We start from the raw sequence: 14,792 nt of genomic DNA on the forward strand, positions 1-14,792 counted from the left end.
AATAATATAATACTAGTTACTAAGCAACAAAAATTATGCCTTTAAGTTTTTAATTCTAGCACTTAATGGCGGATGAGAATAATGCATAAATACATAAGCAGGGTGTGGTGTTAAGTTGCTCAGATTCTTTTTAGATAGTTTTTTTAAAGAACCTATTAAAGCTTTAGCATTAAATGTATTTTTAGCATAATCATCTGCTTGATACTCAAATTTACGACTCATCATATTCATCCATAAACTTGTAATTTCAGAAATTGGACTATATAGAATCCCAAAACTAATTAAAGCGGCATGGAAACTTGGTTGCGATACACCTATTGCAAGAGAAAAATTTGGGTTATTAATAAAAAGCGACAACACAAAAAGTGTTACTCCGGTAAGCAAAATAGAGCTGATAAGGTTAAAAATAATATGCTTTTTTTTGTAATGCCCTACTTCATGCGCAAGAACAGCAACAATTTCTTCTTCTTCTAAATCTTTAATTAAAGTATCATATAAAGTCACTCTTTTTTCTTTTCCCAAACCAGAAAAATAAGCATTAGCTTTAGTAGAACGCTTGGAACCATCTATCACAAAAATATTACTTAATTCAAAACCAACTGTTTTGGCGTAATCTTCGATCTTTTCTTTTAAAGACCCATTTTCTAATGGAGTTTGTTTATTAAAAATAGGAACAATAAGTTTACTATAAAATAAATTGATAAATAAGGAGAATATAGCAACAACTGCCCAAGCATATAACCAAAAATAGTTCCCTGCCCATTGAAAAAACCAAATGATCAATGCCAAGATTGCACCACCAAAAACAAGCATCATTAACCAACCTTTAACTTTATCTATAAAAAAAAGTTTTTTACTTGTCTTATTAAAGCCAAACTTCTCTTCAATAACAAAAGTAGCATAGTAAGAAAATGGTGTATTTAGGAGGTCGCTCCCTATCATTATAAGAGCAAAGAATAATAAAGCCACTACTATTGGATTTTCGGTATAACTTCTAGCAATGTTATCGATAAATTCAAATCCGCCTAAAAAGATAAAAGAGAGTAGTAATACAAAAGAAAATGTAGAAGATATGAAACCAAATTTATAATTTACTTTTTTATATGCTTGCGATTTTTCATATTCTTGTGCATCAAAGACATCATTTAAATCTTGTGGAATAGGATCTTGATACCGTTTAGAATTTAAATAGTCTAACACTGTTTCTAGTACATATTGTAGCGTTAAAATTAAAATTATACTATAAAATAAGGTCATCGGAACTTGGGTTTGTTGGTTGTTTGATGCTGAAATTTACGTTTTTAGGAGTGGATTACTGCTTTTTTTTGATAAAATTTATAGTTTAACGTTATAACTTCGCTGTCTTTTAGCTTCAAAAATAAGAATGGCAGCAGAAACGGATACATTCATAGAATCTATTTCTCCTTCCATAGGAATAATAATATTCTGATCGGAATTTAATAACCATTCTTGAGAAAGGCCAGTTGCTTCGGTACCCATTATTAAAGCCGTTGATTTCTTAAAATCTACAGTTAAATAATTTTTAGAAGCGGTTAAGGCAGCGCAGTTTATAGTAATATGATGCTCTTTTAAATAGCTGATGATTTCTGTTGAAGTTCCTGTTGCAATCTGGTTTGTAAAAACACAGCCTACACTAGAACGTATAATATTTGGGTTATATAGATCTGTTTTAGGGTTTGCAATCAAAACAGCATCAATATTAGCAGCATCAGCAGTTCGTAACAAAGCACCAATATTACCAGGTTTTTCTGGGGCTTCAGCAACTAGAACAAGTGGTGTTTTAGTTTTAAATTCTAAATGAGATAATTTATGAGGTTTTGCCTCTGCAATGGTTATAATACCTTCTGTAGTTTCCCTGTAGGCTATTTTTTGATACACCTCTTTAGAAATTTCAATAATTTCTGGAGGATTTTTTAATGGAGCAACTAACTTAAGGACTCTTTCTAAACTTAGAATATCAGCGTAATAGTAAATTGTTTTAAGGGTATAAGCTGCTTTTATTGCTAGCATAATTTCTCTATAACCTTCAATAACAAAAAGAGACTCTTTTTTACGTTCTCTAGACTTTTCTTTTAATACAATTAGTTTTTTTATGAAAGTATTTTGTAAACTACTAATATGCTTAACTTCGCTCATCTACACAAAAATAACTTAATCTTGTAAATTACTTATCGATAACTCGACAAAACGCAAAATTAAAAGAACATAAATTATGAAACATTTCATTATACTACTTACATTATTATTTACTTTTAACTGTAAAGAAACACCAAAGGAGACGGCATCAGAAATGCCAGAAAAAGTAACTTCAAAAGAAGAAATTAGCAAATATCCAGAAATACTTCAGAAAATTTTTAAAAAACATGGCGGATTGGATCTATGGAAAAAACAAAGAACGTTAAGTTATACCATGCCAAAAGAATCGCCAGAAACGCAAACGATAGACTTATATTCCAGACATGAAAAAATTACTACTTCAGGTTTTGAACTAGGATATGATGGCACAGATTTTTGGTCTTTAGATAAAGAAGGCAAATATAAAGGAGATCCTATTTTTTATCATAATTTGATGTTTTATTTTTATGCAATGCCTTTTGTCTTAGCAGATGATGGTATTGTATATGGGGAAACAGAAGATTTAGAGTTTGAAGGCAAGAAATTTCCCGGTATACGCATCAGTTATAATGATGGAGTTGGGGTGTCTTCTAAAGATGAATATTTTATTCATTACGATGCAGAAACAAGTCAAATGGCGTGGTTAGGCTATACCGTAACGTACAGAAGTGGTGAAAAATCAGACCGTATCAGTTGGATTAGATATAACAATTGGCAAACTATTGATGGTATGGTTTTACCTAAATCTATTTCCTGGTATAAAACTGAAGGCCGTACTATTTTAGAATTAGCAAGTGAACGCCTTTTTGAAAACGTAAGTTTAAGTACCACAGCCAAACAAGCACGTTTTTATGCAAAACCAGAGGGTGCCATAGTAGCAATGAAAAAATAATTTTTAGTACCTGATAAATTCAAAAAACCGACTTTACAAGTCGGTTTTTTTGAATTTATATTTTAAAATGTTAATCTTAAGTAATTCTTCGGTTATTATTCATTCAAGGTAACTTTTTTTCAAAACTTTTGCTTCTTTATCAGGAGCTACTGCATCAAAAGTAACTAAGTCAAATTTTCAAGGATTAACAGTAGTTCAAATTAAAGAACTCCCTTCTTCTCCAAATCTATTTCACAGGACTAGCTTATAAAAATTATAGAAAACTTCAGTCAATTAACCACATTAACAAGAAAATATAGCGTATTTCATATTTAAAGGAGAAAGGTTATCAAAAAAAATAGTAAACTATACGCAACCTTTTTATTTATATTTAATCTTAATAAATATAAAACAATCTAATATATGAAAAATACAAATCTAATTACTGTAATGCTTTTGGCATTGCTTTTACAAAGTTGCTGGTTTATTGATAGTGAAGAAATAGAAGAACCTGATCCTACTAGTTCTTTATATGAACCTATTTATTTAAGTAGAGAAATTTTTGATACCGCTGTACAGCTTAAAAATACAATACCTATTAATACATCTGGTAAAATATATATAAAGGATAACTTATTATTTATTAATGAAGTAAACAAAGGTTTTCATGTGTATGATAATAGTGATCCTAGTAATCCTAAAGCAATTCGTTTTTTAGAAACTCTTGGAGCAACAGATCTTGCTATACGTAATAATATGATCTATATAAACCAAGCTACGGATCTGATTGCATTAGAATACAATCAAACAGAAAACACTATTAATCTAACAAAAAGAATTCCTAATACTTTTCCAGAGTTATTATCTCCAGATGGTTTTTATGCAAATAATATACCTGCTAATAGTGTTGTAATAGATTGGAAATTAAAAAACTAAATAATGATGAAAAATAATTTTATACTAGTATTTGTGTTAATTTTTATGATAGGATGTTCTTCGGATTCTACAAATAGTGAGATTGCTTCTCCAAGTAATGATGGTCAAGGGGGTTCTTTGGCCCGTTTTACTCTTAAAGGAGATTATTTATACACTGTAGATAATATGGACTTAAATGTTTTTAATATTTTTAATCCTGAAGAACCTGTTATTGTAAACAAAGTACCTATTGGTTTTAATATTGAGACTTTATTTAGTTACAAAGAGTTTCTTTATATAGGTTCACAAAACGGAATGTTTATTTATGATTTGCAAAATCCAGAATTTCCAACAAGACTATCTAGTGTTCAACATTTTACTTCCTGTGATCCTGTTGTTGCTAATGACACGCATGCTTATGTAACATTACACTCAGAAACATTTTGTGGAAATAACATTAATGTTTTAGAAGTTTATGATGTAACTGATGTTAAAAACCCTATTCTATTAAACTCAAGAAATTTAATATTCCCAAGAGGTTTAGGTCTGTACCATAATTTTTTAATTGTTTGTGATGATGAAATAAAAATATTTGATGTTACAGATCCTATAAACTCTAAGCTTGTAAAAAGTATTGATAAAAGTGCATTTGATGTGATTATTTCTAATGATTTATTAATAGCTATAGGTGAAACAGGGCTATTTCAATACAACCTATCACTAAACAATGAGAATGAAATTTTTACAGAAGAATTAAGTCAAATTTCTATATGATACTATAGTGTAAATTTATCGTTAATAAATTAATATAACTATCAAAAAATCACTTAGTTAATTTTATTGTACTATCTTTACTACTTAATTAATTTTTTTAATATTTTATAATGAACAAAGGAACAGTAAAATTCTTCAATGATTCTAAAGGTTTTGGATTTATCACTGAAGAAGGCTCAAGCGAAGATCATTTTGTACACATTTCTGGCTTAATCGATGAAATTCGTGAAGGTGATGTTGTAGAATTTGAATTACAACAAGGTAAAAAAGGATTGAACGCAGTAAATGTAAAAGTACTTTAACATACGGTAACAACTTTTTTTTGAAACAGAAGCTCAGCCATACGGCTGAGCTTTTTTATTACTATTTACTCTGTTTTAAATAAAAAATAAATTATTTTCTACAATAATTTTTTATCACTTACAAACATTTCTTACATTTACCTAAATTTTGTTACTAATTACACGCAACCATTGTACAAGTGTAGTATCTAACAATTAAACAGAATGTGTAAACCCAAACATTTTCTAAAATTTATGAGCTATTAGAAGTAAGTTTTTTGAATTATGATGTCTAAAATAGTAATTCTAAAAATAATTTTTAATTAAAAAAGAAATTTTGGTAGGGTTTTTGAAGACTAAATTGTTTTATTAATATAAATAATTATTAAACAAATTTGACAATGATTACATTTTTCAGTATCATTTTATTGTTAGTTAGTGTAAATTTATTGTTTTTAGCACTAAGTGTTAATAGAAATAAGAAAGCATAAAAAAAGAAGTGAATATATATTGTACTCACCTCTTTTTTTATGCTCTTGAAAATATTATTATTTAGTAACAGCCATTAATTCTACATCAAATATTAAAGTGGCATTTGGTGGAATTACCCCTCCTGCTCCTTGGCTACCATAACCTAAATCTGAAGGTATTACAAAACGTGCTTTATCTCCTACTTGCAACAAACAAATACCTTCATCCCATCCAGGAATTACTTGCCCTACTCCTACTTGAAAGTCAATTGGTTTTTTTGGTTTTCTTTTATAAGAAGAGTCAAAAATAGTTCCACTGATTAAAGAACCTTCATAATGTACAGATACATTATTCCCAGCTTCTGCTTGTTGTCCGTTTCCTTTTTGAATTATTTTGTAACGAAGTCCGCTTGCCGTTTGTTCAAAACCAGCAGAGACTTTATCTAATTCGGCAGCTTGTTTTTTTCTTTCTTCTGCAATTCTTTTTTCTCTTGCGCCTTCAAATGTTCTGAAAGCTTCAACTGCATTCCAATCCTCAGCTTCTTTACCTACTCTAACTATTTCTAAAGATTCTAGCACATCTCCCTGGGCTATTGCATCAACAATGTCTTGACCAGTTTCTACATGTCCAAAAACAGTATGCTTATTATCTAACCAAGGTGTTGCAATATGCGTAATAAAAAACTGACTTCCGTTTGTTCCTGGATTTGCTGAATTTGCCATAGATAACACTCCAGGCGCATCATGCTTTAGATCTGGATGAAATTCATCATCAAATTTATAACCTGGATCTCCAGTTCCAGTTCCAAATGGGCAACCCCCTTGAATCATAAAGTCTGGAATTACTCTATGGAATTTTAATCCATTATAATATGGGGTACCTTGAGGTTTTACTTTATTTTCTAAATTTCCTTCTGCTAATGCAACAAAATTACCAACAGTTCCTGGTGTTTTGTCATGTGTAAGTTTAACTACTATTTCTCCTTTTGAAGTATTGAATTTTGCGTAGATTCCGTCTTTCATTGTACTCTTTTTTTGTGAACGGCAAATGTACAGTTTTGTTATGAAAAAATAGAATTGTTACTTCATCATTTCTACTTCTTAGAATAACCACGTATTTATCTAATGAATAGATTCTGTTACATTATTATTTATGCATCACACAAAAAATATACTTATAGAATCGATTGTATGATACTATTTGAATATAAGCTTTCTTTTAATTTTTTTTGCGATATCTAATATTTGTAAAAAATTATGGAAGCGCATTAAACTCTTTCCGTTTATTTTCAAACCAAGCTTGCATTGCATTAGGAGATTGCATCAGTGCTTTCATTTCACTCATTGCCCTTAAGTGCGGCTTGTCTCCTTTCTGAAACATTTCCATCCCATGTTTTTTACTCATTTCTGCTATTTCTTCAAAGGTATTTGCTTTAAACTCTATATCGCAAGCCCCACCTAATTGTCTGCAAGTCATTGTTTTCATTATAAACTATATAAAATTTAACTTCTTTTAAATTATCTATTATCCTTTTATCTTCTTAGGTAATGGTACTATTCCATAGGTATCAAATAAATATACCAAACTTGCCATAGTAGCTGCTCCCAGTTCTAATTCCCTTTTATTCACATGTTCAAACGTATCATTTGCTGCATGGTGATGATCAAAATACCGTTGTGAATCTGGCTTTAATCCTGCTAAGACCATTTCCGAACTTTTTAGAGGACCAATGTCTGCACCTGCATAACCTTTTTTAAAAGAATGTATAAGATAAGGTTCAAATAAACTTTTCCAACTTTTTGCTCTTTCAAAATTAGCCTCACTACAATCAAAAGAAAAACCACGTGGGGAAAACCCGCCGTTATCACTTTCTAAAGCAAAAACATGTTTTTCTTGTTTTGTAGCAGCTATTTCGGCATATTTACTTCCGCCTCTTAATCCATTTTCTTCATTCATAAACAATACTACCCTAATAGTTCTTTTAGGTTTATAGCCAGTTTGCTTTAATAAATGTAACACTTCCATACTTTGCACACTACCAGCGCCATCATCATGGGAGCCATCCCCTAAATCCCAAGAATCTAAATGCCCACCTATAATCATTACTTCGTTAGGGTGAGTAGTCCCTGCTATTTCACCTATAACATTATACGACTGTACATCTGGGAGTTGCTCACAGCTTTGTTTAAAATAAAACTTTAGACTTGGGCTTAAATTTAACTTTGCACTTAATAATTCTGCTCCATTAGTGCTAATTGCCGCTGCAGGTATTCTATCTGAAACAGCCGTATCACCATACCCCATGGAACCAGTATGAGGTAAATCATCTAAACGGAGGTTTACAGAACGTACAATAACACCAACTGCTCCGAATTTAGCTGCTTCAGCTGCACCAGAATAACGCTGATCTACACAGCCGCCATATGAATCAAATGTATTGATATTAGTAGGATCCATTGGTCTGTTGTAAAAAATAATTTTACCTTTAATTTTTTCCTTACCTAGAGCCTTTAAATCTTCTAACCCTTTTACTTCTATTACTTCTGCTTTTATACCTAAACTTGGTGTAGCAACTGAACCGCCCAAGGCACAAATAGGTACATTAGTAGTAGCACCAGAAGGTTCTTCAAAATAAGCATATTCTTTAGCTCCTCTAACCCATTTCGGTACCATTACTGGTTGTAACCATACTTTATCTAAACCTAAAAGTTCTAATTGTTTTTTAGTATAATCTACTGCTTGTTGCGCTTCAACAGAACCAGAAAGTCTACCTCCAATCTGGTTAGACAAATGATCTAACCATGCATACGCTTTACTTTCTGTTAACGCTGTATTATATATTGCTTTTAATTGTTCTTCATCTTTAGTTTGCGCAGCACAATGTACACTTAAACACCCTAATAGCAACATCATTATTTTTAGACTTCCTTTCATTTTATATTAATTTTTTAGTACAATTTTATCTTAATTTTCTTCAGAATTTAATTCTTGTTTATAATTTTCTAAATTAAGCTTTATTTTATCATCTAACTCAGGTTCCTTAATATCCCTATATTTTTTTAATTCTTCTAACAAGGTAGTAGCCACTATAAGTCTTGCCGCTTTTTTATTATCAGCAGGAATAATATACCATGGCGCATGAGGCATAGATGTTTTATTTATAGCATCTTCATAACATTCTTGATATTTACCCCATAACTTACGTTCTTTTAAATCTCCAGGAGAAAATTTCCAATTTTTACTTTTTAAATTTAAACGTCTTAGTAAACGTTTACGCTGCTCCTCTTTAGACAAATGCAAGAAAAATTTAAATATTAAAGTACCATTTTCGGTTATATGCTTCTCAAAATTATTAATTTGTTCAAATCTTTTTGCCCAAAAAGCATCATCAATATCTTTAACAGAATTTACTCCTGGGATATTTTCACCCATTATATACTCCGGATGTACACGAGTTACTAATACATTTTCATAATGAGTTCTATTAAATACACCTACTTTGCCTTTTGCAGGTAGTGCTATATAATGGCGCCATAAATAATCGTGTTTTAATTCTAACTCCGTAGGCACTTTAAAACTGTACACTTCTACTCCTCTAGCATTAAAATCTTTAAAAACTTCTCTTATCAAACTGTCTTTACCAGAAGTATCCATACCTTGCAAACATATCAACACGCTATATTTTCCGTGCGCATACATGATATCTTGAAATTCTCCTAAGGCTCTTCTAACTGTGGAAAGTTGCTTTTTTAAAATTTTATTTTCTAATCCAAAATTTTCAACTGCAGTACGATCTTTTAATTTAATATTATTTATAACTTTATAAGCTTTTGTGTCTATATAATCCATTATATTTTTAATTTTGCATGTAAGTTACCATCTAAACCTCAAAAAAATTAACCTTTTAACCGTTAAATTTACACACTTTATAAATCTTAACTAACAAAAAAGCATTTTATCGAAAATAGAATGAAACATACTCATACAGTTAGTATCTTTATTAATGTAATAGCCCAAATATTACAATAAACTATAAATCTTAACCTATGAAAGTTTATTTTCTACCTATATACATACTTACTTTTTTCTTTTTATTGTCGTTTTCTAATGGCAGAGAATGTGAATATGTTGGTTCTAATATCTCGTATATTAACGATCAAACAAAGCAAGCAATTAAAGAGACCGATATACATAAAACAAAATATCAGATCTACAAGGCAATTAATGCTATTGAAAATACTAAAGAAAAATTAAAAGAATGCGGATGTGATTATGCCACTAGAAACTTATATGATGCATTAAAAAACCTCATAAAAGCTACTAAAACATCTTCTACAAACGCTGCCAAAATATTTCTTAATATAGCCTTAGAGGATATACAGAATAGCTTAGAGTCTTTAGAAGAACATCATTTACACCAAAGTAAGTATCAGAAAGATGTATTAACTTTAAATACAAGCACTACAGAAGAAAAAGAGCTTTCTAAAACCGAATTGAATGAGCGTATTTTAAGGCAAAAAATTGATCTTGCTTTAGAAAAATTTGAAAATTCTTTAAATGATGTTGTTACCACAGTTGATTGCAAAGAAGCGAAAGATTTTGCAACTGGTATATATAACAAGTGCGAAAAAGAACTCTTAAGAAAAGACCTTACTGAAGGTAAAAAATACTATCAATTACGTACAAAAGCTATCACAGCAGCTGCATTGAAAAAATTAGAAAATTGTAATAGTAATAAAACTAATACTAAGTAAAACGATACGTAAAAAATAGCAGCGCAAATTCTGAAATTCACTACTTCAGCTAAATCCAAGAGATAATGCTATTGAAAAATACTTTGAATCTTGATGATAAACAATCACGAAACAAGCCCACGAGGTATTTGTATGGATATAACTAAAAATATCGAGACAAGCCTCGGGAGCATTTAAATCTCTATTATCGAGTAAAACTAATTATTTACTAGCAAAAAGTTTTACGTCTTCAACATCTACTTCAGTATTACCTAAGATAATTAGTCGCTCTACAACATTGCGTAATTCTCTAATATTCCCAGTCCAATCGTACTCTTTTAATAAATCTATAGCCTTAGTAGTAAACTGTTTTGTAGCGGTACCTTGCTCTGCGGCAATTTTCTTTGCAAAATAATTAATTAGTAAGGGAATATCATCTCTTCTATCATTCAACGATGGTACTTTTATAAGAATTACAGCTAATCTGTGGTATAAATCTTCACGGAATTTACCGTCTGCAATTTCTTTTTTCAGATCTTTATTGGTAGCAGCTAATACCCTTACATTAACTTTAATATCTTTATCTGTACCTACTCTAGATATTTTGCTCTCTTGCAAAGCTCTTAATACTTTTGCTTGTGCGGACAAACTCATATCTCCAATTTCATCTAAAAAAATAGTACCATTATTAGCGGCTTCAAACTTACCAGCTCTATCTTTCACTGCAGAAGTAAAAGCGCCTTTAACATGACCAAAAAGCTCACTTTCTATTAATTCAGATGGAATTGCAGCACAGTTAACTTCAATAAAAGGTGCTGCACTTCTTGGGCTCTTTTCATGTACCCAATGCGCTACTAACTCTTTTCCTGTTCCGTTTGGACCAGTTATAAGCACACGTGCATCTGTTGGAGCAACTTTTTCTATCATATCTTTTATAGCCCCAATAGCGCTACTCTCTCCCACCATTTCATAATTCTTACTTACTTTCTTTTTAAGAATTTTATTTTCAACTACTAATTCTTTTCTATCTAAAGCATTGCGAACAGTAGTAAGCAGTCTATTTAAATCTGGTGGTTTGGAGATATAATCAAAAGCTCCTAAACGCATCGTATTTACTGCAGTATCTAAATCTCCATGACCAGAAATCATAATAAAAGGTATTTCTGGTTTTATTTTTTTAGCAGCTTCTAATACTTCAACACCATCCATTTTAGGCATTTTTATATCGCATAGCACCAAATCATAATCTTCTTTTTTTAAAATTTCAATTCCTTTTAGCCCATCCTCAGCATCATCTACTTGATATTTATCACTCTCTTCTGAAAGAATTTTTACCAAAACTCTTCTAATAGCGGCTTCATCTTCGATAACTAATATTCTTGACATCTATTTATTTTTATTTTCTTAAATCGAGTTCTTAATATGAACATCTCTTTGCGGAAATGGTATACTAATGTTATGTTCTCTAAACGTTTTCTCTATTTTATATCTAATAGCACTTTTAATTTTAGGATCAGAAAAACTATCATTAATGTAAAAATTAATTGCAAATATGAGTGCTGAATCTCCAAAATCTTCGAATAAAACAAAAGGTTTCGGCGATTTTAAAACTCCTTTTTGTTCTTCTACTGCTTTAATCAAAAGAGTTGTTACCAATTCTATATCACTCCCATATGCAACTCCTAAACGAATGGTTTCTCTTGTTGTTTTGTGGTTTTGCGTATAATTATATACAGTTTCTGTTAAAAATTTATGATTAGGAATAATAATTACCTTATCATCTCTTGTAATACTTCTTGTTGTTCTTAGTTTTATTTCAAATACCTTGCCGACTTTCCCATCTACCTCAACAATATCTCCTACACTTAAAGATTTATCAACAATTATAAAAATACCACCTAATACATCTTGAAACAATTCTTGTAATGCAAGTCCTAAACCTACAAATAAAGCGGCAGATGCCGTTATTAATATTGTAATATTAATACCTGCCGCACTCATGGTAAACACAATAACAATCATGTATACCACATATTTTATAAATTTAAAAACGCTGACAAACTTTAGCCTATCTTCAGTTTCCATTTTACGGGTAAAAAGCATGCGCAACCACTTTAACACCCAACCAGTAGCGATCATAGCCCCTAATAAAATTAGAACAAGGCCTATGGTAACATGTATTGTTTTATCACCTTCTCCAAAATGAAACCCAAGGTTTAAAAAATCTACAATTGTACCCCAAATATCTTTCTGAATAATCTCTTGTACTTTTTCAGTTGTATCTTTCTGGGGCATACTTCTAATATTTTAACCATTTAAATACTTCTCTATAGCTTGGTTTTTTGCCATACATTAAAATACCTACTCTGTATATTTTTGCTGCTAACCATACAATACCCATAAAAGTAACAATTAACAATAAAATAGAAGATATTAACTGCCAAATTGGAACTCCTCCTTCTCCTATGCCTGTAGACAAACGCATTAACATTACTATAGGCGAAGTTAATGGAAATAGCGAAAAACCAACCGCTATAGGACCATGTGGGTTATTAAAAACAGAAAAGAAACCTACATAAATGGCTAGCATTAATGGTAAAATAACGGGAAATACAAATTGCTGCGTATCCGATTCATTATCAACCGCAGCACCAATAGCAGCATAAATAGAACTGTAAATTAAATAACCTAATATAAAGTAAATTAAAAACATACCTAATAGTAATACAATAGGTAATTTAAATAATTCTGCTATTAAATCTTCACTGCCTTCTAATGCTTTAGGCATTTCTGATACAGCAACAGCTGGCATTTCTTGCCCCGCTGCTAAAGAACTCATATCTAAATCAAAGATTAAAGACGCTATGGTTATGAGAATCCCACCAGAAATAATCCAAATTATAAACTGCGTAATACCTGCAAAAGAGGTTCCTATAATTTTTCCCATCATCAGTTGAAATGGTTTTACTGATGATATAATTACTTCAATAATTCTACTTGTTTTTTCTTCGATAACACTACGCATTACAAAATTACCATAAATGATAATGAACATCATTATAAAATAACCGAATGCACCACCTACAAAAGCTCTAATTTCATTATACCCTTTTACATTCTCTTGCCCCTTAAATGTTGCTGTATGTATGGTAAACTTTTGTTCTACTTGAGCATACTCTTCTGCAGAAACTCCTAAACTTAAAAGTCTATTTTCCTGAAGTCTATTTCCAAAAATTGTTTCTAACTTGTTTAATATAGCGGTATTTGGAACTTCTTTTGTGTAAAAAAAACTCTCGGTTGCTGTCTGCTCTAAATCTATAGCTTTAGGAATATACAAAAGTCCGTAGTAACCTAAATTAGTAGTAGAATCTATAGCCTGTTCTAAACTTATATTTTTAAAATTAATATAAGATATATTAGGGTTGGTTACAAATTGATTCTTAAAATAATTACTTTCATTTAAAACCGTAATAACTTGTTTTTCGTTATCATTTAATTTTGTTAGAAAAGCAATTAAAACAATCATTCCTACCATTAAAATAGGACTTAAAAAAGTCATGATTACAAAAGATTTATTGCGAACTTTTGCAATATATTCTCGTTTTATAATTAGTGGTAATTTACTCATGAGAATTTTTACTTTCTATAGTTCTTATAAAAATATCATTTGCAGTAGGTACGGTTTCTAAAAAATGATTTAATCTTCCTAAAGAAGATAGATTTGTTAAAATCTCCTGTGTGTTTTCTGAAGAAAGTTGAATATTAAAGTTCAATTGCTTTTCAGTTTCATCAAAAAAATCATTTGTAATTAAAAACTTTTCTTTAAGCGTATTCACAATTGTTTTTCTATCTTCAACTTGCATCCCTACCTCAAAAATATTTTTCTTGTACTGTTTTTTAATATCCATTAATTTCCCATCAAGTATTTTTTCTGACTTGTGTATTAAGGCAATATACTCACATAGCTCTTCAACAGATTCCATACGATGTGTGGAAAAAATAATGGTAGTTCCATTCTGGTGTAATTGAAGAATTTCTTCTTTAATTAAATTTGCATTTATAGGATCAAAACCACTGAAAGGCTCATCAAAAATTAATAATCTTGGCTCATGTAAAATAGTAACTATAAATTGTATTTTTTGTGCCATTCCTTTTGAAAGTTCTTGCACTTTTTTATTCCACCAGTCTCCTATATTAAATTTATCAAACCAATATTTAAGTTTTTTCTTTGCTTCTTTTTTTGAAATTCCTTTAAGTTGTGCAAGATAAAGTGCTTGTTCACCAACTTTCATACTTTTATACAAACCCCGCTCTTCTGGAAGATACCCAATCATACTAATATGTTCAGAATTTAATGGTTTCCCATTAAATAAAACAGTTCCAGAATCTGGATATGTAATTTGATTTATAATTCTAATTAAAGTAGTTTTTCCTGCTCCATTTGGTCCCAAAAGACCATAGATACTATTTTCAGGTATTTCTATAGAAATGTTATTAAGAGCTAAGTAGTCTCCATATCTTTTAGAGACCTCTTTAGCTTCCAAGATGTTGTTCATGAAAACAATTTTATCAAAGATATAGAAACCCTTTTAAAAGAAAAACTAGACACCC

At 30.4% G+C, this 14,792-nt stretch carries 15 protein-coding genes; 5 read left to right on the top strand and 10 right to left on the bottom strand.

What is annotated here, in order from left to right; all coding sequences use genetic code 11:
- Window positions 1-33 precede the first annotated feature (33 nt).
- Window positions 34-1,257: a M48 family metallopeptidase gene (locus ACZ451_RS18570; protein WP_464214912.1), complete on the bottom strand. Its 1,224-nt coding sequence runs from the start codon at window positions 1,255-1,257 to the stop codon at window positions 34-36.
- A gap of 78 nt (window positions 1,258-1,335) precedes the next feature.
- Window positions 1,336-2,157: a TrmH family RNA methyltransferase gene (locus ACZ451_RS18575; protein WP_464214913.1), complete on the bottom strand. Its 822-nt coding sequence runs from the start codon at window positions 2,155-2,157 to the stop codon at window positions 1,336-1,338.
- Window positions 2,158-2,233: 76 nt separating this feature from the next.
- On the opposite strand from ACZ451_RS18575, the gene ACZ451_RS18580 reads away from it, so the two are divergent.
- The 4 genes from ACZ451_RS18580 to ACZ451_RS18595 all read left to right on the top strand — a co-directional run bounded on the left by ACZ451_RS18580 (window position 2,234) and on the right by ACZ451_RS18595 (window position 4,998).
- Window positions 2,234-3,028, top strand: a complete 795-nt coding sequence (locus tag ACZ451_RS18580; RefSeq protein WP_464214914.1) for a DUF6503 family protein — start codon at window positions 2,234-2,236, stop codon at window positions 3,026-3,028.
- Between the two features lie 402 nt (window positions 3,029-3,430).
- Window positions 3,431-3,943, top strand: coding sequence for a hypothetical protein (locus ACZ451_RS18585; RefSeq protein ID WP_464214915.1), 513 nt, complete (start codon window positions 3,431-3,433; stop codon window positions 3,941-3,943).
- Between the two features lie 3 nt (window positions 3,944-3,946).
- The gene (locus ACZ451_RS18590) at window positions 3,947-4,696 is read left to right on the top strand and encodes an LVIVD repeat-containing protein (RefSeq protein WP_464214916.1); all 750 of its coding nucleotides are present in this window, start codon (window positions 3,947-3,949) and stop codon (window positions 4,694-4,696) included.
- Window positions 4,697-4,806: 110 nt separating this feature from the next.
- Window positions 4,807-4,998: a cold-shock protein gene (locus ACZ451_RS18595; protein ID WP_215956506.1), complete on the top strand. Its 192-nt coding sequence runs from the start codon at window positions 4,807-4,809 to the stop codon at window positions 4,996-4,998.
- 527 nt (window positions 4,999-5,525) lie between these two features.
- Here the strand turns inward: ACZ451_RS18595 and ACZ451_RS18600 are convergent.
- The 4 genes from ACZ451_RS18600 to ACZ451_RS18615 all read right to left on the bottom strand — a co-directional run bounded on the left by ACZ451_RS18600 (window position 5,526) and on the right by ACZ451_RS18615 (window position 9,297).
- The gene (locus tag ACZ451_RS18600) at window positions 5,526-6,470 is read right to left on the bottom strand and encodes a peptidylprolyl isomerase (protein WP_464214917.1); all 945 of its coding nucleotides are present in this window, start codon (window positions 6,468-6,470) and stop codon (window positions 5,526-5,528) included.
- A gap of 232 nt (window positions 6,471-6,702) precedes the next feature.
- Window positions 6,703-6,933: a DUF1059 domain-containing protein gene (locus tag ACZ451_RS18605; protein WP_464214918.1), complete on the bottom strand. Its 231-nt coding sequence runs from the start codon at window positions 6,931-6,933 to the stop codon at window positions 6,703-6,705.
- A 39-nt stretch (window positions 6,934-6,972) separates the two neighbouring features.
- The gene (locus tag ACZ451_RS18610) at window positions 6,973-8,382 is read right to left on the bottom strand and encodes a M20/M25/M40 family metallo-hydrolase (RefSeq protein WP_464214919.1); all 1,410 of its coding nucleotides are present in this window, start codon (window positions 8,380-8,382) and stop codon (window positions 6,973-6,975) included.
- A gap of 30 nt (window positions 8,383-8,412) precedes the next feature.
- Complete coding sequence (locus ACZ451_RS18615; RefSeq protein WP_464214920.1) at window positions 8,413-9,297, bottom strand: PPK2 family polyphosphate kinase; 885 nt, start codon at window positions 9,295-9,297, stop codon at window positions 8,413-8,415.
- A gap of 197 nt (window positions 9,298-9,494) precedes the next feature.
- Between ACZ451_RS18615 and ACZ451_RS18620 the strand changes: the two genes are divergently transcribed.
- Entirely contained in the window at window positions 9,495-10,202 is a 708-nt protein-coding gene (locus ACZ451_RS18620; protein WP_464214921.1) for a hypothetical protein, read from the top strand.
- Window positions 10,203-10,403: 201 nt separating this feature from the next.
- Here the strand turns inward: ACZ451_RS18620 and ACZ451_RS18625 are convergent, their stop codons facing one another.
- Genes ACZ451_RS18625 through ACZ451_RS18640 form a run of 4 tightly spaced genes read right to left on the bottom strand, consistent with a single transcriptional unit; the run spans window position 10,404 to window position 14,737 of the window.
- Entirely contained in the window at window positions 10,404-11,567 is a 1,164-nt protein-coding gene (locus ACZ451_RS18625; protein ID WP_464214922.1) for a sigma-54-dependent transcriptional regulator, read from the bottom strand.
- 18 nt (window positions 11,568-11,585) lie between these two features.
- On the bottom strand, window positions 11,586-12,476 hold the full coding sequence (locus ACZ451_RS18630) for a mechanosensitive ion channel family protein (RefSeq protein WP_464214923.1): 891 nt from the start codon (window positions 12,474-12,476) through the stop codon (window positions 11,586-11,588).
- Window positions 12,477-12,480: 4 nt separating this feature from the next.
- Entirely contained in the window at window positions 12,481-13,809 is a 1,329-nt protein-coding gene (locus ACZ451_RS18635; RefSeq protein WP_464214924.1) for an ABC transporter permease, read from the bottom strand.
- Window positions 13,802-14,737 carry an ABC transporter ATP-binding protein gene (locus ACZ451_RS18640; protein WP_464214925.1) on the bottom strand — a complete coding sequence of 312 codons (936 nt, stop codon included), beginning with the start codon at window positions 14,735-14,737 and terminating at the stop codon, window positions 13,802-13,804. Before ACZ451_RS18640 ends, ACZ451_RS18635 begins: the two co-directional genes overlap by 8 nt.
- Window positions 14,738-14,792 lie beyond the last annotated feature (55 nt).

Source organism: Allocellulophaga tsushimaensis (genome assembly GCF_055383085.1).